General features: G+C 41.5%; 15 protein-coding genes and 1 pseudogene. 9 read left to right on the forward strand and 7 right to left on the reverse strand.

Going from position 1 to position 18,027, the window contains the following annotated elements:
* Positions 1-94: 94 nt before the first annotated feature.
* Positions 95-790, reverse strand: a pseudogene (locus V7L29_RS11815) (aldo/keto reductase); the annotation flags it as partial.
* 603 nt (positions 791-1,393) lie between these two features.
* Here V7L29_RS11815 and V7L29_RS11820 point away from each other — a divergent pair.
* The 4 genes from V7L29_RS11820 to V7L29_RS11835 all read left to right on the forward strand — a co-directional run bounded on the left by V7L29_RS11820 (position 1,394) and on the right by V7L29_RS11835 (position 3,479).
* The gene (locus tag V7L29_RS11820) at positions 1,394-1,642 is read left to right on the forward strand and encodes a hypothetical protein (RefSeq protein ID WP_334692843.1); all 249 of its coding nucleotides are present in this window, start codon (positions 1,394-1,396) and stop codon (positions 1,640-1,642) included.
* Between the two features lie 189 nt (positions 1,643-1,831).
* The gene (locus V7L29_RS11825; RefSeq protein ID WP_334735579.1) at positions 1,832-2,254 is read left to right on the forward strand and encodes a Crp/Fnr family transcriptional regulator; all 423 of its coding nucleotides are present in this window, start codon (positions 1,832-1,834) and stop codon (positions 2,252-2,254) included.
* Positions 2,218-2,541 (forward strand): hypothetical protein, encoded by a 324-nt coding sequence (locus V7L29_RS11830; RefSeq protein ID WP_334735580.1) that lies wholly within the window; start codon positions 2,218-2,220, stop codon positions 2,539-2,541. The genes V7L29_RS11825 and V7L29_RS11830 overlap by 37 nt, the downstream gene beginning before the upstream one ends.
* Positions 2,542-2,810: 269 nt before the next feature.
* Positions 2,811-3,479, forward strand: a complete 669-nt coding sequence (locus V7L29_RS11835) for a peptidoglycan-binding domain-containing protein (RefSeq protein WP_334735581.1) — start codon at positions 2,811-2,813, stop codon at positions 3,477-3,479.
* A 561-nt stretch (positions 3,480-4,040) separates the two neighbouring features.
* On the opposite strand, the gene wecB is transcribed toward V7L29_RS11835, so the two are convergent.
* Both wecB and V7L29_RS11845 read right to left on the reverse strand, forming a co-directional pair.
* On the reverse strand, positions 4,041-5,153 hold the full coding sequence (gene wecB, locus V7L29_RS11840) for a non-hydrolyzing UDP-N-acetylglucosamine 2-epimerase (protein ID WP_334692839.1): 1,113 nt from the start codon (positions 5,151-5,153) through the stop codon (positions 4,041-4,043).
* Positions 5,154-5,418: 265 nt separating this feature from the next.
* Positions 5,419-5,793 carry a hypothetical protein gene (locus tag V7L29_RS11845; RefSeq protein ID WP_334692838.1) on the reverse strand — a complete coding sequence of 125 codons (375 nt, stop codon included), beginning with the start codon at positions 5,791-5,793 and terminating at the stop codon, positions 5,419-5,421.
* Positions 5,794-6,520: 727 nt separating this feature from the next.
* Between V7L29_RS11845 and V7L29_RS11850 the strand changes: the two genes are divergently transcribed.
* Positions 6,521-7,795 (forward strand): type IV pilus twitching motility protein PilT, encoded by a 1,275-nt coding sequence (locus V7L29_RS11850; RefSeq protein WP_334692837.1) that lies wholly within the window; start codon positions 6,521-6,523, stop codon positions 7,793-7,795.
* A gap of 189 nt (positions 7,796-7,984) precedes the next feature.
* On the forward strand, positions 7,985-8,752 hold the full coding sequence (locus tag V7L29_RS11855) for a circadian clock KaiB family protein (protein WP_334692836.1): 768 nt from the start codon (positions 7,985-7,987) through the stop codon (positions 8,750-8,752).
* 44 nt (positions 8,753-8,796) lie between these two features.
* On the opposite strand, the gene V7L29_RS11860 is transcribed toward V7L29_RS11855, so the two are convergent.
* From V7L29_RS11860 to lepA, 4 genes are all read right to left on the reverse strand, one after another.
* Entirely contained in the window at positions 8,797-9,711 is a 915-nt protein-coding gene (locus tag V7L29_RS11860) for a M23 family metallopeptidase (protein ID WP_334692835.1), read from the reverse strand.
* A 343-nt stretch (positions 9,712-10,054) separates the two neighbouring features.
* Complete coding sequence (locus V7L29_RS11865; protein WP_334692834.1) at positions 10,055-10,492, reverse strand: DUF6918 family protein; 438 nt, start codon at positions 10,490-10,492, stop codon at positions 10,055-10,057.
* Positions 10,493-10,675: 183 nt separating this feature from the next.
* Entirely contained in the window at positions 10,676-11,863 is a 1,188-nt protein-coding gene (locus V7L29_RS11870) for a glycosyltransferase family 4 protein (protein WP_334735582.1), read from the reverse strand.
* Positions 11,864-12,588: 725 nt separating this feature from the next.
* Positions 12,589-14,400, reverse strand: coding sequence for a translation elongation factor 4 (gene lepA, locus V7L29_RS11875; RefSeq protein ID WP_334692832.1), 1,812 nt, complete (start codon positions 14,398-14,400; stop codon positions 12,589-12,591).
* A gap of 546 nt (positions 14,401-14,946) precedes the next feature.
* Here lepA and V7L29_RS11880 point away from each other — a divergent pair.
* From V7L29_RS11880 to V7L29_RS11890, 3 genes are all read left to right on the forward strand, one after another.
* On the forward strand, positions 14,947-15,183 hold the full coding sequence (locus tag V7L29_RS11880; protein WP_334692831.1) for a hypothetical protein: 237 nt from the start codon (positions 14,947-14,949) through the stop codon (positions 15,181-15,183).
* 173 nt (positions 15,184-15,356) lie between these two features.
* Positions 15,357-17,126 carry an ATP-binding protein gene (locus tag V7L29_RS11885; RefSeq protein ID WP_334692830.1) on the forward strand — a complete coding sequence of 590 codons (1,770 nt, stop codon included), beginning with the start codon at positions 15,357-15,359 and terminating at the stop codon, positions 17,124-17,126.
* Between the two features lie 238 nt (positions 17,127-17,364).
* On the forward strand, positions 17,365-18,027 hold a 663-nt coding region (locus V7L29_RS11890; RefSeq protein ID WP_334735583.1), incomplete at its 3' end, for a tetratricopeptide repeat protein.

An 18,027-nucleotide genomic window follows, 5' to 3' on the forward strand; every position in this document is an offset into this window, starting at 1 on the left:
TACTTGTACTTAATGCTTACCTTTCATCTAACGTCACATTTTTTCCTTTTTATTTACCTTTTACGGGTTTGTTCGGTTAGGTGCAAGATGTGAGATAAGCTAATAACCCAATTTCTTCTTGGTAAACTGCTTCTGCTAAGGCTCCGTCAAATACTCGATTCAGCAAGTTGTAAGCATTTTGAATCGAAACAACTTTGGGCAATCCTAACTGTTTAGCAGCATTACTAAACTGGGCAACTCCCTAAGGTGTTTCATTACTCAAACCGATATAACGAATTTTACCTGCCTTAATTACGTCGGCAAAAACTGCTAGCTGTTCAGCGATGGGAACTGTTTTTTCCACCTGAGTCGGATCGAACACTGTTTGTCCAAACCGTGGCACGTAGTGATCGGGCCAGTGGATTTGGTACAGATCAATATAATCCGTTTGTAATCTTTTTAGACTATTGTCTACAGCTTGTTTGATATTATCACGGTCAATTGCTTTGGCTCCACCACGTACCCATTTAAAGCCTCGACCAGGGCCAGCAATTTTAGTAGCTATAATCAGTTGATCTCTTTGTTGACGCTTTAACCATTCCCCAATGTAAGTTTCAGTTAAGCCATAAGTTTCACTACTTGTTGGCACGGGGTACATCTCAGCCGTATCAATAAAGTTGACTCCTTGGGCAATAGAATAATCTAGCTGCTCGTGGGCTTCTTCAATAGTATTTTGCAGTCCATAGGTCATGGTGCCCAGACAAATTTCAGAAACTTTTAAGTCACTTTTGCCGAGTTGGTTATACTTCATAATTTTTGCATTGCTTTTCAGTTTATTCAAAAATAATATTTTTTTTGGATATTTTGCATTTTTCTCAAGACGCTCTTTTTAAGTAAATTAGCTCCAAACAACACCGAATTTGGTACTAAACCAATATAAGTTTTTCAGCAAATTAATATTTAGCTATTACTACTAAAAATCAATAGATAAATCGTAATTAACGGATCTAGTTGTTTATTATTGCATAGATGAATCAGATAAGTGAGCTAGTTGGAAGTAATAAAAAATCTAAAATTGTAGTAGAAAATACTTGCTTTTATTGAGGATTTGTGAAATGGAGTATTTTAGCCCTAGCTTATAATACTATAAGTCAATAGATCTACCGTAGTATATCAGTAAATTTTAAGATTATTTTAGAATTAAGTCTTAATAAATGTTCATATTAATATATTTAGTCCTAAGTAGCTTGCGTTTACGGAAATCAAAATATACTAAATATACTAGGAAGAGTTTATAACATCTGGTAGCAATAACAAAGATTTAGGGTTTTAAGGATTTGTATAACCAGGAATTTTTTGCTGCGATCGCTTCCAAGGATACTCATGTCTATAGCAATGTGATTGAAGGCGTAGGGTGTGTTACCGGGTTAGCGTAACGCACCGAAAACCTGCGATCGCTTCTAACAATACTCATGTTTATAGCACTGGTGCCAGCGAAGCAACTAGCACCCTGAGCCAAGCTAGAATGATCGCCTACCACCGTGGTCAGATTAAGATCCTGAATCGAGAGGCTTTAGAAAAAACTTCCTGTGAATGTTATCAGATACTAGAAAATGAATTTGTTCGTTTATTGGGTTTATTGCCCAATAAACAGCGAAAATAATTTTTTTTAAGCTTCTATGTACGGAAGCGTACAGATTTAAACAGATGTTTTTATTTAAGCTTTTTTAGATTGATCCTCTGTTTCTTTAAGGAATACACCTTTTGACATTAAGATCTGATCCTTAAATCCTTTGCTTGTGCCCTAAGTTGGCTCTTCTAAGGTCACCTATCTTAAGGAAAGTGGCTTCTAATGTCATTAGATGAAAATATCTTTCAGCAACCATCAAATAAGCTGCTCGCAGCTCTACCAGCCAGTGATTATCAGCGTCTTCTTCCCCATCTAAAGCTAGTTTCGCTCGAAGTTCCGCAAATACTTTACCAAGCAGGCGAACTGATCACACAGGTGTATTTTCCTAATAAGGCAATGGTTTCTATAGTTACCACTATGGAAGATGGCTCAACGGTGGAAGTTGGGATAGTGAGCAATGAAGGTATGGTCGGTATCCCGGTAATTTTAGGAAACAGGATCACAACCACAACATCATTTGTGCAGATTTCGGGCGCTGCTATGCAGATGAATGCAGATGTACTTACAGCCGAATTCAATCGGGGTGAAGCGCTTCAAAACCTGCTGCTGTGCTACGTACAAGCTGTATACTCGGAACTGGCGTAAACAGCTGCCTGCAACCGTCTGCATACACTGGACGAACGGCTGGCTCGCTGGTTGCTGACATTTATTTACCAAATGAAGACGGCTATTCACTACTCTTGAAGGCCAGAAATCTGGAAGCAAAGCGAGGGAGAAAGATTCCAGCTATTGCTCTGACTGCATCTACTTTAGACGAAGACCGCAAACGTGCATCATTAGCAGGTTATGATATATACCGATGCAAGCCGATAGACTTAGACGAGTTAACTTTTGTGATTGCTAATTTAATTGGACTCGAACAATACGCTTGACATATTTGGATGCTACAAGGCAGAAGCCAGTAAGCAAGAAAGCTTTGACTAAATTTTATTTATTTTGAGAAGGTGATGTCTGTCTTGAAAAGTCCAAAACAGATATCGCATTTCTCAGGAATCTTTTGACTAATTTTATTTTTTCTTAATTTCGCTATCAGTAAAAATCTTTTTTAAACACAGTGATATAAAATATACTAAGAATATATACAGAGAAAAGTCAAGTATTTCTCTGTGAATACTCATTTTTTCATATAAAGGAGCATATTATGGAATATCTTGCTTATTCCCACATGTTTATTGCTCAAGAAGAGGCATCTGGAAACACCGGATACAATTCCCCTAAATCTCAATGGAATTGGAAAAAACCTCTTAAATCTTCTGACATAGTTATTACTAAAGAAAAGGCATCTGGAAACAGCAAATCTAAATTCAATTGGAAAAAACTGCTTAAATCTTCAGCTTGGTTAGCTTTAGCTGGCGTTGGTGTATTACTTGTTGCTGTTACCCAAATTCAAATTAGTTCGGCTGCATATGTAAAGACTAACGGCAGTTGTTTACGTATCCGTACAGGCCCAAGCACCAACTACTCATATGTGGACTGTGTATCAAATGGTGCAACACTTCCAGCAATTGAAAGATATGAAAACGGTTTTGCTAGGCTTTCTACGGGTAGATACGTTTTTGCCCGATGGATTGGTGATAAACCTAACTATCTTCCTGTGACTAGACCTGGTGGTGTTGGCGGTTCGGTGATTCTTACCCCTGGTTCTAGAGGTCTGCTTGTCAGAGACGTTCAAACAGCTTTAGGTAATCTCACAGTTGATGGAATTTATGGTCCAGAAACTGTTAGCCGAGTCCGAAGCTTTCAGGCAAGTAAAGGTCTACTTGTAGATGGTGTTGTGGGTCCTGAAACTCGATTAGCTTTAGGTATTTAGCCAGAAGCTACCCTTTGAAAATCTCTTTTTTAGTTCTACCCGTTTTCTTGTGGGGTGACAACTCTCCCGCTACATTGTTTGCAATTAGCGGGAGAGTTGTCACATTTACTATCCCCCTTGCTAAGATTTCCCTGCTCCCTTGTCTCTTTCTCAAGAGCTTCTCTTCTCCCCCTGCTCAAGAACAGCTTGTCTCAACAGATAAATTTATTAACCGAACCGTATTGCGTCCTCAGGCAGGTAATACAACCTCATACTATTTTAGGACAACCCCAATGGTACAGATGTACGCCCCTACAGCTGATTCCTAAGCTGTTCCACATAAAAGTTACATATATTGGGCGGGCGAGACGCCCACCCCACAAGAAATGTACAATTTTAGATTATGCAAACTAGATGTGGTTTAGCTTATGTTGCAAAGATTTTTGTCAATAATATTACCGCACAATAACTGATAAAATCACTAAAAAAATGAAAAACCGGAAGAAAAATTGGTTTTATGCACCCTAAAAAACAGAAATTTTGCACTTTGTTTAATCTAAATTCTTAAGTTGATGTTTCTGATCAAAGATCCAAGTAATTTTGCACAATCTGCAAAATGCGCTCTGCTGCATGACCATCACCAAAGGGATTAATTGCATTTGCCATTGCTTGATAAGCATCTGGATCATGGAGTAACTCAGCAGCGGCTGCAAAAATGTTCTCACTCGTAGTGCCTACAAGTTTGGCTGTACCAGCTGCAACAGCTTCTGGTCTTTCGGTAGTGTCTCTCAAAACCAGCACTGGTTTTCCTAAACTGGGGGCTTCTTCCTGCAAACCACCAGAGTCAGTGAGCAAAAGATGCGATCGCCTAATTGCTCCTACCAATTCGCCATAATCTAAAGGATCTGTTAAGAAAATTCGCGGATGATTCCCTAAAAGCGCTTGCAACGGGACTCGCACTGTTGGATTACGGTGCAATGCTAGCAGCAAAGCTGTATCAGGAAACTTGTCTAAAATTTGTAAAAACCCCTGAGCGATCGCTAGCAAAGGTTCTCCCCAATTTTCCCGACGGTGAACTGTTGCTAACAGAACCCGATATGAATCCCAGTCTAAACCTGGTACATTACAAACTACTTGGGTTGCAGCTACATTCAACAATGCATCAATTACCGTGTTACCCGTCATATGAATTTCACCCAAAACACCAGAACGGTACAAGTTTTCCACAGCCCAAGGAGTTGGCGCAAAGTGCAACTGAGTAATTTGAGAAATCAACCGCCGATTAGCTTCTTCAGGGTAAGGATTCAATATATTATCAGTTCGTAACCCTGCTTCTACATGACCGATAGGGATTTTTTGATAAAAAGCTGCTAAAGCTGCGGCAAAAGCCGTGGTGGTGTCTCCCTGCACCAGCACTAAATCTGGCTTTTCCACCTGGAATAAGGCTTCTAACCCTTGTAAACTGCGGCAGGTAATATCATTTAGAGATTGCTGAACCTGCATAATTTCCAAGTTATAATTTGGCTTGATGTTGAATAGCTGCATAACTTGCTCAACCATCTGCCGATGCTGTCCAGTTAGAATTACTTGCAACTCAAAACTTGAAGACTTCTGGAAGATCTGAATCACCGGAGCTAGCTTAATCGCTTCCGGACGAGTACCTAAGATAATGCAAACCCGTTTTTGATTAGTCATTTGTGATTAGTCATCTGTCATTTCCCAATGGTTATAGTCAATGGTCTATGATTAATAGTCAATAGTTGGCGGTCAATCATCACACAAACCATAAATAAAGCACACAAAATATGAAAAAACCCGGCTTAACCGGGCAACTGTACTGTTTCTCGAATTCCACTGTAATGACTACATCTTGATTTGACAAGTTCAAATCACAAAATATGAAAAAACCCGGCTTAACCGGGCAGACGCACTGTTTGTTTGTCGAATTCACCTGTAATGACTACATTTTAATCTCACAAGTTAAAGGGCAAGCAGCGTAAACAGTAGTCTGCATTTGGTCTGCCTCTCCATGCAGCCAGCTTAACCATTTGATTTCATTAGGATGAACTCCTTTAAAAGTTAGCACACCCGCAGCCAATACAACTGCCATGACATTAAACATGATTAAAGCACCTGCTACAAGCAAAACAGCACTAACAGGCATCACCGATTGCAAGATAATAGACAACAGACATCCGACTGTAGCCATCAAGACAACTAGTGGAAAACCGACAACCAATAAGCATACTGCCAATGTAAAAGTCCATATTAAAAAGCTTTTAATCATCAACACGGAGTAGGTCTTTCCTTGATTAGAGCTTTGAGCAGAAACCATGACTTTTCCTCCTAAAATACACAGCAAATTTTAATTTCAGTCATATCTCGCTTTTTGCGAGTAAACTGATTTGTTTCTCAGTGAAATTCAGTATATAAAAACTAATCGGGAAAATGAGCATTTCTTCACTAAAGTTTACAGTTAATTTTTTGTAATTATGAATTAAAAGTCAACTTTCTCTCTATTGAAATAACTGGTTTTGTGCATCTGTCTCCAGGTATACAAGCTAAAAAGTATGAGTTTTTAATTTTGATCCCCAGACATTGCTCTGATTCAACTTAACATTTCTTATAAAAATTAGTAGTAGTTCTCATAATTCATAGATGGGCTGAATAAATGATCTGCCAGTATTTGTGCTGTTAATTGCTGGCAATTTGTGTCCATGCCTGGGATAAATTTCTCATCTAAGGACTTAGAATATTCATGTTTGATTAAATGTGTTTTAAATACCAATCAATCTACATATATTTACTATGGTAATTTTAGGTCTTGCATGTGTTAAACCAGGTTATATAAGTTAAATAATTTCTCTAAATATTCTGAGTAGTAAAATCTCAGTAAAAAAACATACAAATTGAGGTGGATAAAATGGATTGACCGTGGTTCTAGAGTTCAATCGCCTCTCATCACCGCTGGGGCTTGCACGCAAGCATTCTCTAAAAGTCTTCAAAGCAAGTGACTTGACTCCTCGCTAATTCAACTTTTTAACTGCCAAGTGTGAAGATATATGACACAATCACAGTCTCCATTAAATTCTAACTCTGCTGCCGGACGGAACCTGCCACCAATGCCGCCACCACTGCCAACCTCTAGTACGCAGCGGCAGATGACACAAACATTGGATATGTCAATGGATAGAAGCACCAACGCGCCTGTTGCAGGTCATCGTCCGGGTAGTCCACCGCCAATACCTAGTTCAGTTCGCCCTCAAAACAGCAGTCCACAACTCACTTTAGCGAAGTTAATCAGAGAAGCTTACGATCAGGGATATTCTGACCTTCACTTGGGTGTAGGTGAAGTACCTCGTTTCCGCAGCCGAGGAGAAATTCAATCAACAGATTATCCAGAAACAGATAAAGAAGTTTTTATGAGTTGGTTGCGGGAGGTGATGAGTGAGGGAGAAATTCAGCGCTTTGAAGAACACTTAGAATTTGACGGAGCAACTCAGTATGACTTTGCTCGCGTGCGGATTAATGTTTTTGGCTCCCTCAAAGGGTCTGCAATGGTGTTACGGTTGATTCCGCTGAAAATCTTAACTATGGAACAGTTGAATTTACCCCCAGTTTTCCGAGATATTTGTCATCACCATAAAGGTTTAATTTTGGTGACTGGGCCTACTGGTTCTGGTAAGTCCACCACAATGGCAGCAATGGTTGACTACATCAATAAGGAGATGTTTAAGCATATCATCACCATTGAAGACCCGATAGAATTTGTCCATCAAAGCCGCAAGTCTTTAGTCAAACAGCGGGAAGTGGGAATGCACACCCGGAAATTTGACAACGCTTTGAAGGCAGCTTTGCGGGAAGACCCAGATTTGATTCTGGTGGGGGAAATGCGGGATAAGGAAACAGTTAATACCGCACTAAAAGCTGCTCAGACTGGTCACTTGGTCATGGGAACCCTACACACCAATAGCGCTGTCAAAACCATTGAGCGGATTCTCAATCTCTACTCTGGTGACGAACAGGATGCAATGCGAGTGGCAATTTCTGAGTCTTTAGTGGCAGTAATTGCTCAAGGTTTGTGTCGCACAACTGACGGTAAGCGGGCTGCTTTCCACGATGTGCTGATTAATACTGAGGCTATTAAAGAATGGATTAAAGACGGTAAGTATGATGAAATTGGCGAGTTGATGAAACAAGCTGGCTTTGACGGCATGATTACGATGAATCAGTCGTTGCTCAATCTCTATCAAGACGGTCGCATCACTGAAGAAACTGCTTTGGAAATGTCACCAACTCCTAACGAAATGGCGCAGTTTCTCCGAGGTCGGGTTTAAGATTGGGGGCTGGGGACTGGGGACTGGGCATTGGTCAATATTTTAGTAGTCAGTAATTATTCTCCCCCTACTTCCTCATCTCCCTCATCCCCAGTACCCAATCCCAAATATCTTTGTATTCCTGGTTGAGGTTATAGCTAAGGTAAAAGGTAAAAGAGAGAATTTTTTACTTTTAGCTTCCTAGCCTGTGTGAATAACTTGACGACAAATAAACTATCTACACCCCAGTTGTTTAAAGGCATTGCCCTATTTACACCTGGAGGTGATTTAATTTACTGCATCGACCCTAGCAAGCAAGGTCGATGGCACTTGCATTTGTGCTTGGCTTTGCAAGAAATCTTAGATTTGTCAGAGCCACCGCACTTTTTAGTACCTTGTTATACTGCGACTATTGACCACTGGTTAGATCCGCGCACTCAACAAGTGCGAACTTTTGCTGAAGCTTATCCGGCTGTAATTAGACATCAAGCTTTGCTTAATGCCATTTTTGGCACAGGGGAGTTAGTATGGCAAGCAGCTCCCTGGCAGGAGGGATTATGCGATCGCATGGTGTTAACAACTTATCGTTCCTCATTCCCGCAGCTTTGGCAGGATCACGATTTAATTGTCCGTCTAGATTTTTCTCAACCTGTGCCAAAATACCACCAACCAGTAATAGTACAAAAAAAGGAAGTCATCACACAAGGCTATGTTCTCCGCTTGTTTGTTGCAGGACATAGCAGTACCACCGAACGCATTCTGCAAAATTTACACGAATTGTTAGAGCGATCGCTCGGACATCCTTATACTCTAAAAGTGATTGATGTTTTAACTCATCCAGAACAAGCAGAACTCAATCAGGTTTCTGCAACTCCTACTCTTGTCAAGGTTTGGCCTCACCCAATTCGCCGAATCGTTGGAGAATTGGATCATGTAGAAAAGATTTTACAGATGTTAGCTGCTAAGGAAAAATTTTAAGTTTTATAACGAATTGAGAGTTAAAAGTGAAATTGCGAGGGACTTTATGGCGATTTCGTTAAACTATAAAAATTGTCAGAACGCATTTGACTACCATTTCGCCAAATTTCCACTTTTTCAGGGCTGACTAAATAATAAAAACTACCATTATCTGCTCGATATCTGCCTTTACCAATATTCAAAGCTGCTATTTTTATCGGCTTGTTTGGGTCTTGCTTCAACTGCCCAATATAAAACAACTGACCATTTTCTTCACAGACTTTTACACGAATACTTGCAGTCTCACCCTGAATGATGGTAACTCCATTGCATTCAGTATCAGTGCTTACAGGTGCAAGACCTATTGGAATTGGCTGTGAAGATGAAACTTGCTTTGCCACTGGGGGTGTCGAGATTGGGTGGTTCGGGTTATCCACTTGCTGAACTCTAGAACCAGAGGAAACACTTGCAGTTAAGGATGTCAACAGACGAAGGGGGTCAACTGCTATTCGACCATTTGGATGAACCTCAAAATGCAGATGAGGTGCTGTACTATTGCCTGTAGATCCCATCTCGGCAATAATTTGACCTTGAATGACGTGTTGACCCTTGCTCACCAACAAACGGCGATTGTGACCATAAACAGTAATGCTGCCGTCGAGATGTTTAATAGTTATGGCATTACCTAATCCCCAATCATCCCAACCTGCTTTTACAACTGTACCGGATGCAGCAGCAATAATAGGAGTTCCAGATGCCCCTGCAATATCAATTCCTTCATGTTGATATTTGCGGAAGCCTTGAGAGATAAACCCTTGAGTTGGCCAGATTAAGTTAGAAGCAGGGATAGGAGTTTGCCCAATTGGAGAATCGCCTGCTAACTGTGTTAGGGCAGATGTAGTTGTACTTAATACGACAGTTAAGGATATTAACCCAATTAGTCCATAAGTACGGTATCGATAAACGGTAACTTTTTTCATAAGTTGTAAATCTATTAAAACAATAATTCAGATAGTTTCTAATGTTGAATTTGACTATATTTGTGAAATCCTTGTGGTTCGGACAATCTTTGTTTAAACGCTCGAAATTTTCTCTTTGAACAATCGGCTTTTTACCTGGTGCATGTTTCACGGGTATTGACACAGGCTTCTCGTTAAGTTGACATTAATGAGTTATGCGCCGTAAAAACCTGAAAACTCTTTCCCCCTTGCCGTCTTAATGATAAGTCTTTAACCGAACACGATATTATAATATCTGCCCCGTATGCCAGCCACCGACGCGTCGAACGGCGGCATACGTTTATTATGATTCTTTGCTTCTGGCTCAGTCTTTAGTGTAATTATCGATTACTTTGGCTAAGTCGGGCACTGCTTCTTCTACGTGCTTTTTGGCTGAACCGCGAAGTTTTTCATAAGTTCCTCGCACGATTTGACGCTTTGAGTTCTTGACTCTCACATCGGTGACACCCAGTAGCGCGTCTGCCGTATGAGAGCGATTCGCACTCAGATATTCAATTGGGTCGCCTTTCTCTACACCTTCACTCCAAATGGGATCAAGTGCCGTAAAGCACTGCGGCAGAATCTGCTCAACTACATAGGGGATATACCCTGGCTTGACCCCCTTTAGGGCGGCGAAGGCAGTTTTCAAAGCGATACCGCTCATACCTGACTTGGATGCAAGCTGTCCTTCTATCATCTTGCAACAGTCATCTACGATCATAGCCTTTTTAGTCGGGTTCAAAAGTCCGTCGCTAAGTCCCATTTCATTCTTCCTTATTTAAGTACTTAATTTCTATTCGACTAATTTTTTAGCAAGCAGGAAATTACAGAAAATGGTATCAGAGTTGGAGGATTTTATGGACATAGGGAATATGGATAAATCGAATTGAGGTGAGCGCACAAGCAATTTCAAAGAGACTGCACTCTTAACTCAGCATTCTATTAACTACCAAGCAATTTGCGATCGCTCTTGTACAACTCGCTGATAAACTTCCTCGGTTTGCTTGGCTAATTTCGGCCAGCTAAAGCGCCGTTCTAAATCCTCATAAGCATTATCCACCAACCATTGCCGATAACCTGGATTTTTCAAAACCTCCAAAATTCCCCAAGCTAAAGAATCGGGATTATTCACCCAAGTAACAATGCCTGTTTTGGTATGTTGCACCACTTCTGGGAAACCACCAGTATCAGAAACTACTACAGGAACACGAGAAGCAAAGCTTTCTAAAGCCACAATCCCAAAGGGTTCATAAAGACTAGGAAAAACGGCGCAGTCAGCGATAGTTTGGAATTTATCTAAGTATTCATCGGAGAGAAAACCTGTAAAATAGCAATGATGCCAAATTCCCAAATCCCAGGCTTGGCGCTTGAAATGGTCAGTATTGCCGCCACCAACGATTACAAATTTAACGTTACCTCCCATTTGGGAAAGTATCTTAGGTGCGGCATTGAGTAATATAGGTACACCCTTTTCATAGGTCATGCGACCGAGGTAGTAAACGATTTTCTCATCGTCTGTGGCAAATTGGCGGCGAAAATTCAGAGCATGAAAATTTACGTGATGCTTTTTCTTTTCGGCTCGGATACCGTTATAAATGACATCGATTTTGTCCCAAGGACTGTGTAGTGCTCGTCCTAATTCTTGGCGCATATAGTCGCTACAAACGATAATCCGCCAAGCGTTGAAAGCCAGCAAGTTTTCTTTGCCATTAATATAGCCTTGAATGTCTGTGTAAATACCGTTATAGCGTCCGTATTCCGTAGCGTGAATTGTAGCAATTAGTGGGATTTTGAGATTATGCTTGAGAGCGATCGCAGCATCTCCTACCAACCAATCATGGGCATGAATTATATCAAAGGGTCCTTCCTCCAAGATCAACTTACCCCCGTGATGTCCCATACTCAGGTTGAGATTGACTACCCAGTGGAAAAAGTCGTTACTATGTGCCACTGGCACCCGATGCACCTTTACTCCCTCAACCACCTCATACATCGACGCTTGACCAAACTCCGCTGTAATCAGGTGGACTTCATGCCCTAGCTTTACTAGTTCCGGGTACAACTCCGCTACATGTCGCGCAATTCCGCCAACAATCCTCGGCGGAAACTCCCAACTCAGTACCAGTATCTTCATCTGCTAGACTCCCCGACACTTTACAAATACAGGACTTACGCTGCTAGACTCCCCGACACTTTACAAATACAGGACTTACGCAAAAGGCAGTGAAAGCCTTGATTTACCGTAGGGGCAATTCATGAATTGCCCCTACATTTCGTACTTGATGCGTAAGTCCTAAAATATCTAAAAAACTAGATTTACCTAAAAATACAAGGGTGGTGAATGCAGAGAGTATTTTTACTAAAATTTTTAGATTTTTTAACAGTGATTTTGTTAAAGCTTATCAAAGGTTATCAACAGTGGGCTAGGGATAGGAAGCAAGGTATAATACTAATTCGTAATTCGTAATGACGCTCCTACGTGGCTCTAAGCGTTCGCCTAGCGTCTCGTAGAGAAGCCATGCCGTTGGCGCAGCCTCTGGTAGAGAAGGCTTTACGCTACGCTAACGTAATTCGTAATTAGGACAATTGAGCGCCTGTTTTGCAACTCAGGTTTTAACAGGGGGGCGGCTTCGGGACTGGGTACAAGGAGAGAGGCTTTGACTCCCCCTTCCCTTGTAGGGAATATTTACCCACTCCAAAAATAGGAAAGTTTGAGCAATGGCTTAAGACAAAAAGAGAGGCTTTGACTCCCCCTTCCCTTGAAGGGAAGGGGGCTGGGGAGTTAGGTCTTTTATGTTTTTTCAGGTTGAGATGTAACCGCAAGCAGCAAATCGTCTCTGAGGATTAAGCACTCTTAAATTAGTTTTGATCCAAGCGCAGTACTGCCATAAAGGCTTCCTGGGGTACGTCTACTGTACCTACAGATTTCATCCGCTTTTTACCTTTTGCTTGCTTCTGTAAAAGTTTTTTCTTCCGACTGATGTCACCACCGTAGCATTTGGCTAGCACATCTTTTCGTAGAGCGGGGATATGTTCGCTGGCAATAACTTTACTGCCAATAGATGCCTGAATTGGCACTTTGAATTGATGGCGGGGAATTAGTTCCTTGAGCTTTTCTGCCATTGCCCGCCCAACGTTGTAAGCTTTATCTCTATGTACAATCATCGCTAAGGAATCCACAGGATCGCCATTAATCATGATATCTAGCTTCACCAGAGGATTTTCACGGTAGCCAATGAGGTGATATTCCATACTGGCATAACCGCGTGATCGCGATTTCATCTGATCGAAAAAGTCAGTCACAACTTCCGCCAAGGGTAGCTCATAAGTGAGGGTGGTTCGTCCTTGGGCGAGATATTTCATATCTTTGAAGATGCCCCGACGATTTTGTGACAACTCCATCAAGGTGCCAACATAAGTTTCCGGAGTAATCATCTCAACTTGCACGTAGGGTTCTTCAATTCTTTCGCGATCGTTGGGAGAAGGTAAACGGCTAGGATTATCAACGTACAGTTCCTCACCTTTGACGGTAATCACCTTATAAACCACCGAGGGGGCTGTAATGATTAAATCTAGATTATACTCTCGTTCTAGCCGTTCTTGGACAATTTCCATGTGCAGCAAACCCAAGAACCCGCAACGGAAACCAAACCCCATCGCGCTCGAAGTTTCTGGTTCGTAGTGCAGCGCTGCGTCGTTGAGTTTGAGCTTTTCCAAAGCTTCTCGCAAGTCTTCAAATTGGTCAGCATCAATGGGGAACATCCCGCAAAAAACCATCGGGTTTGCTTCTGCGTAACCTGGTAAGGGTGCTTCTGCTTTCGCCTTACTTAGGGTAATTGTGTCTCCCACCCGTGCATCGGCTACAGCTTTAATTGCCGCTCCCAAATAGCCTACTTCTCCAGCGTGCAGTTCTTCAACTTGCTTTTGAGTGGGAGAAAGGACGCCTAATTCATCAATTTCAAATTCTTTACCAGATGCCATTAAATGGATGCGATCGCCTTTTTTCACGGTGCCATCCATCACCCGGAAATATACAATTACTCCCCGGTAACTGTCGTAATAGCTATCAAATATTAACGCTCGTAAGCGTTCATTTATCGTATTGGGCGGTGGCGGTATCCGCTCGACAACTGCTTCTAAAATCTCATCAATACCAATTCCTTCTTTAGCAGAAGCGAGTATCGCACCACTGCAATCTAGACCAATGATTTCTTCAATTTCGCCAATTACCCGTTCTGGTTCAGCCCCTGGCAAATCAATTTTATTCAAAACCGGGATAATTTCTAGGTTATTCTCTAAGGCTAAATATACATTAGCCAAAGTTTGCGCCTCCACACCTTGGGACGCATCTACTACCAATAGCGCTCCTTCACAAGCAACAAGAGAGCGTGAGACTTCATAAGAGAAATCCACATGTCCAGGAGTATCAATTAAATTCAGCACATACTGCTGACCATCCTTAGCTGTGTAGTTCATCCGGGCAGCTTGCAGCTTAATTGTAATGCCGCGCTCCCGTTCCAGATCCATATTGTCGAGAAACTGTTCCTTCATCTGCCGGTCTTCAACAGTGCCAGTAGCTTGCAACAAGCGATCAGCGAGGGTTGATTTCCCGTGGTCGATGTGAGCAATAATACAAAAATTGCGAATGCGAACTGCGGGAACGTCAGTCATATACTATCTTTGCCTTAGCAGCAACCAAAGTTAAAAGAGCAATTTACTTAATGTATTTTAATGCTTTCTTAGCCAAGACGCTCCTGGCTTTTAGTGCTGAGTGGGGAGTTAGGAGTTAAGAGTTATTTATTCTCCCCCTGCCTCCCCTGCCCCCTGCTTCTCTACCCCTCTTCACCCCATCTTTAACTTTCGATCTAAATAGGTGGACTTTTAAGAATATTATGAAAGTCTATTTGTCGCTGTTAGTATTCATCAGCTAGGAGCGTACAATAAATGTAAATAAGTACATGTAGGGATCATGTAGGGATTATGGGCAATTGCGACCCGTAATTACTCATAATCACTGATTTTCCCACAAAACTTCTAGAGCCATTGTCTAGTCAGTTATATGAAAAATGTGATTTGAAACTTAAAGCTGTTACTTTGGTGCTATTTTGGGGAACTATCTAACTGTGTCCTTGAATATTTTTCGGTAAATTAGCCCAAATGATTAATATAACTACTTTACAAAGCTTTAGACAAAACCAATTCAGAGTATATAAACCTATGAATATGCAAGAGAAAACTACCGAAGCGGAAAAAACACGAGCCGATAAGGTAGAAATTGCTGTCCGCCTAGACTCCGAGTTACTAGAGCAAATTCAGCATCTCACCAATGACCCAAGTAAAGTGATTGAGGTGGCGATTCGCCAGTGGTTACGGGGTGAAATCCTCAGAGATGATGAACTGACCCGCACCCCTGTGCGTACCCCCTTTCCTCCTCGCGGTGAATGGAACGATTGACGCCATCAGTCAGATATCAATGCAAGTTAAAAAAAGTCAAGTTTACCAATCTGGATTTCAAAACACCAAGAAATACTCAATAAAAAATGAAAAAGCTGTAAAAATTTATGCAAAAATTTGAGCAGCTTTAGTAAAATCACGGTCGGATACCCTTTGTTTATCCAACTCAATTAATGACTATTACTGCCAATTCCCAATTGCCAAATGTATTTTCCCAAAATCTGGAATCTATTACCAGTAAGATTGATGGTTCATTACCAACTCTAGGAGCCGAGTTGGTATATACGCAAGATGAGGCAGGGCGCTATCTGACCTTTTGTTGGCAGCACAGCGAACTCTTGGGGTTAAATATTGAAAAAATAGTTGACGAGCTGAACCAGACCCAAACCTTTGCCGCGGTGGATAAGGTTACTTATTTGGAACGATTGCACCGAGTTTTGACAAGTTTGGTGCCAGAAAGGTTTCAGTGTTGGTTTAGCTACCACCAAGAATTATTTGAGTTGGACTTAGTGATTAGTCCGATTATGCCGAGTTTGGGTACTACTGCAACAACAGTTTTAGTGATGGGACGGTTAGTGCAAGCTACACTCAACAAAAAACAAGTGCGTGTGGCATCAAAAACGCCCACAGAAATAGAGTTGGCTTTACGTTCACAACAACACCAAAAACTGGTAAATCGGATTACCAGAAATATTCGGCGGACATTGGATTTAGATATTATTTGGCAGCAAACAGTTGATAGTTTGGGGAAAGCACTGCGGCTAGAGCGCTGCATTATTTGTCCTTATCAGTCCTCTAGCTCAAAAGTTGAGGTGAAGGCTGAATATCGCCAACCAGAACTCAAATCAATGCTTGGCTCAGAAATAGATATAGTTTCTGAGCCTGCCTTTGCTCAAGTCTTGGCAACTCTAGAACCAGTTGTGATGGAAGTGTCCGGATACACGGAGTCTGGGCGGCAGAAAACTTTGGTGATTGCGACTTGCTATCAAGACCAGGCCAATGGATTGGTTGCTTTGAATTGGCAGGATGAATGCTATACATTAACAGAATCGGAATTAGAACTGGCAAAAGAAGCAGCAGATCAACTGGGAACTGCGATCGCCCATGCTACTTTATATAAAGAATTAGAAGCAGCACGTCAAAAAGCCGAAGAAGCTTCCCGCCTCAAAAGCGAGTTTCTGGCTAATGTATCCCATGAAATTCGTACCCCCCTCAACGGCATGATTGGCTTTTTGAAGCTGATTTTGGAAGGGATGGCAGATGACCCAGAAGAACAAAACCAATTTTTGGCAGAAGCTCATCACTTATCGATACATCTGCTGAATATCATCAACGACATTTTGGACATTGCCAAAATTGAAGCTGGCAAAATGGAGCTAGCTTACGCTCCAGTCAAGCTAGATGAGCTATTCAGTGATGTAGAAAGTTTCATGCGTCCCCAAGCAGAAACGAGAAACCTCAGCTTCCGGATGCAAATGCCTCCTACCTCCGATGAAATCATTGTCCAAAGCAACTACCAACGATTGCTACAAGTTATGCTGAATTTGGTAGGTAATGCCATCAAATTTACCCATGAAGGCGGCATTACCGTCAGCGCCGATTTAGTACTCAAAAAAGCGAAGCCGAACTTTCAAGGTCAGGAATTTCCTGGTATGGTGAGAGTACGTGTTGCAGACACTGGCATCGGTGTTTCTTTGGACAAACAAGATAAACTGTTTCAATTATTCTCTCAGGTGGATGGCTCCCGCACCCGCCAGTACGGTGGTACAGGTTTAGGACTAGCAATATCCCAGAAGCTAGTGGAGGCAATGGGCGGTGAGGTACATTTTTATAGTTTGGGCGAAGGACTTGGCTCAACAGTCACATTTACAGTGCCACTATATCAACAACCAGTCATGGTTTCATCTAGTGATAGCGACTCAACAGATAGTGCTGAGTGCTGAGTCAGCATACTTGGCAATACTGGGTTTTGAGTTTTTAACTTGAAATTTTTTAATGAATTTTAGTAAAGGTTTGGGGCTGCCAATGCTGTTTAACTTCTTTTACAAGGAAGTGGCTCACAAAATTTACTGAACGTATATTTTCCGAAATAATATGTTTTCTTTTTGTATTTACTTGTATATTATTCAGCTGCCGTTAACACCGTGCATCTTTGCTACAAGTAGAAAATTAAATAATTTTATGAAAAGATTAAAAGCAATTGTTGCAATCCTAGCATTGGGAGTGATAGTAGAAAGCCCCAGAGTCGAAGCCAAAAATAACCCTACTATAAGAAAGGTAAAACTAGAGTCAAGTACGCTTTTAGCACTAGCCTACGCTAAAGACGCTCATTTCTACTTCAAGCGAGGTAATGCCCGTGCTGAATCAGGAGACATAAAAGGCGCTATTAAGGATTTTAATCAAGTAATTCGTATTAATCCTAACGTTACTGAAGGTTACTATTGCCGAGGTAATGCCCGTGCTAGTTTAGGAGATGTCAAAGGCGCGATTGAGGATTATAACCAAGCAATTCGTATTAATCCTAACTTTGCTTTCGCCTATAACGACCGAGGTATTGCCCGCGTCGGCTCAGGAGATGTCAAAGGCGCGATTGAGGATTATAACCAAGCAATTCGTATTAATCCTAACTTTGACTTACCTTATAACAACCGAGGTTTTGCCCGTGCCGGCTCAGGAGACGTCAAAGGTGCGATTGAGGATTATAACCAAGCTATTCGTATCAATCCTAACTTTGCTTTCGCCTATAACGACCGAGGTTTTGCCCGTGCCGGCTCAGGAGACGTCAAAGGTGCGATTGAGGATTATAACCAAGCTATTCGTATCAATCCTAACTTTGCTTTCGCC

Origin of the sequence: Nostoc sp., from assembly GCF_036916575.1 — a bacterium.
Taxonomy (GTDB): domain Bacteria; phylum Cyanobacteriota; class Cyanobacteriia; order Cyanobacteriales; family Nostocaceae; genus Nostoc.

Coding starts and splice junctions, on each gene's coding strand:
- wecB (WP_334692839.1), bottom strand. CDS start 5,153: ATGACTAATCAAAAACGGGTTTGCATTATCTTAGGTACTCGTCCGGAA.
- V7L29_RS11845 (WP_334692838.1), bottom strand. CDS start 5,793: ATGGTTTCTGCTCAAAGCTCTAATCAAGGAAAGACCTACTCCGTGTTG.
- V7L29_RS11825 (WP_334735579.1), top strand. CDS start 1,832: ATGTCATTAGATGAAAATATCTTTCAGCAACCATCAAATAAGCTGCTC.
- V7L29_RS11850 (WP_334692837.1), top strand. CDS start 6,521: ATGACACAATCACAGTCTCCATTAAATTCTAACTCTGCTGCCGGACGG.
- V7L29_RS11880 (WP_334692831.1), top strand. CDS start 14,947: ATGAATATGCAAGAGAAAACTACCGAAGCGGAAAAAACACGAGCCGAT.
- V7L29_RS11870 (WP_334735582.1), bottom strand. CDS start 11,863: ATGAAGATACTGGTACTGAGTTGGGAGTTTCCGCCGAGGATTGTTGGC.
- V7L29_RS11885 (WP_334692830.1), top strand. CDS start 15,357: ATGACTATTACTGCCAATTCCCAATTGCCAAATGTATTTTCCCAAAAT.
- lepA (WP_334692832.1), bottom strand. CDS start 14,400: ATGACTGACGTTCCCGCAGTTCGCATTCGCAATTTTTGTATTATTGCT.
- V7L29_RS11860 (WP_334692835.1), bottom strand. CDS start 9,711: ATGAAAAAAGTTACCGTTTATCGATACCGTACTTATGGACTAATTGGG.
- V7L29_RS11835 (WP_334735581.1), top strand. CDS start 2,811: ATGGAATATCTTGCTTATTCCCACATGTTTATTGCTCAAGAAGAGGCA.
- V7L29_RS11865 (WP_334692834.1), bottom strand. CDS start 10,492: ATGGGACTTAGCGACGGACTTTTGAACCCGACTAAAAAGGCTATGATC.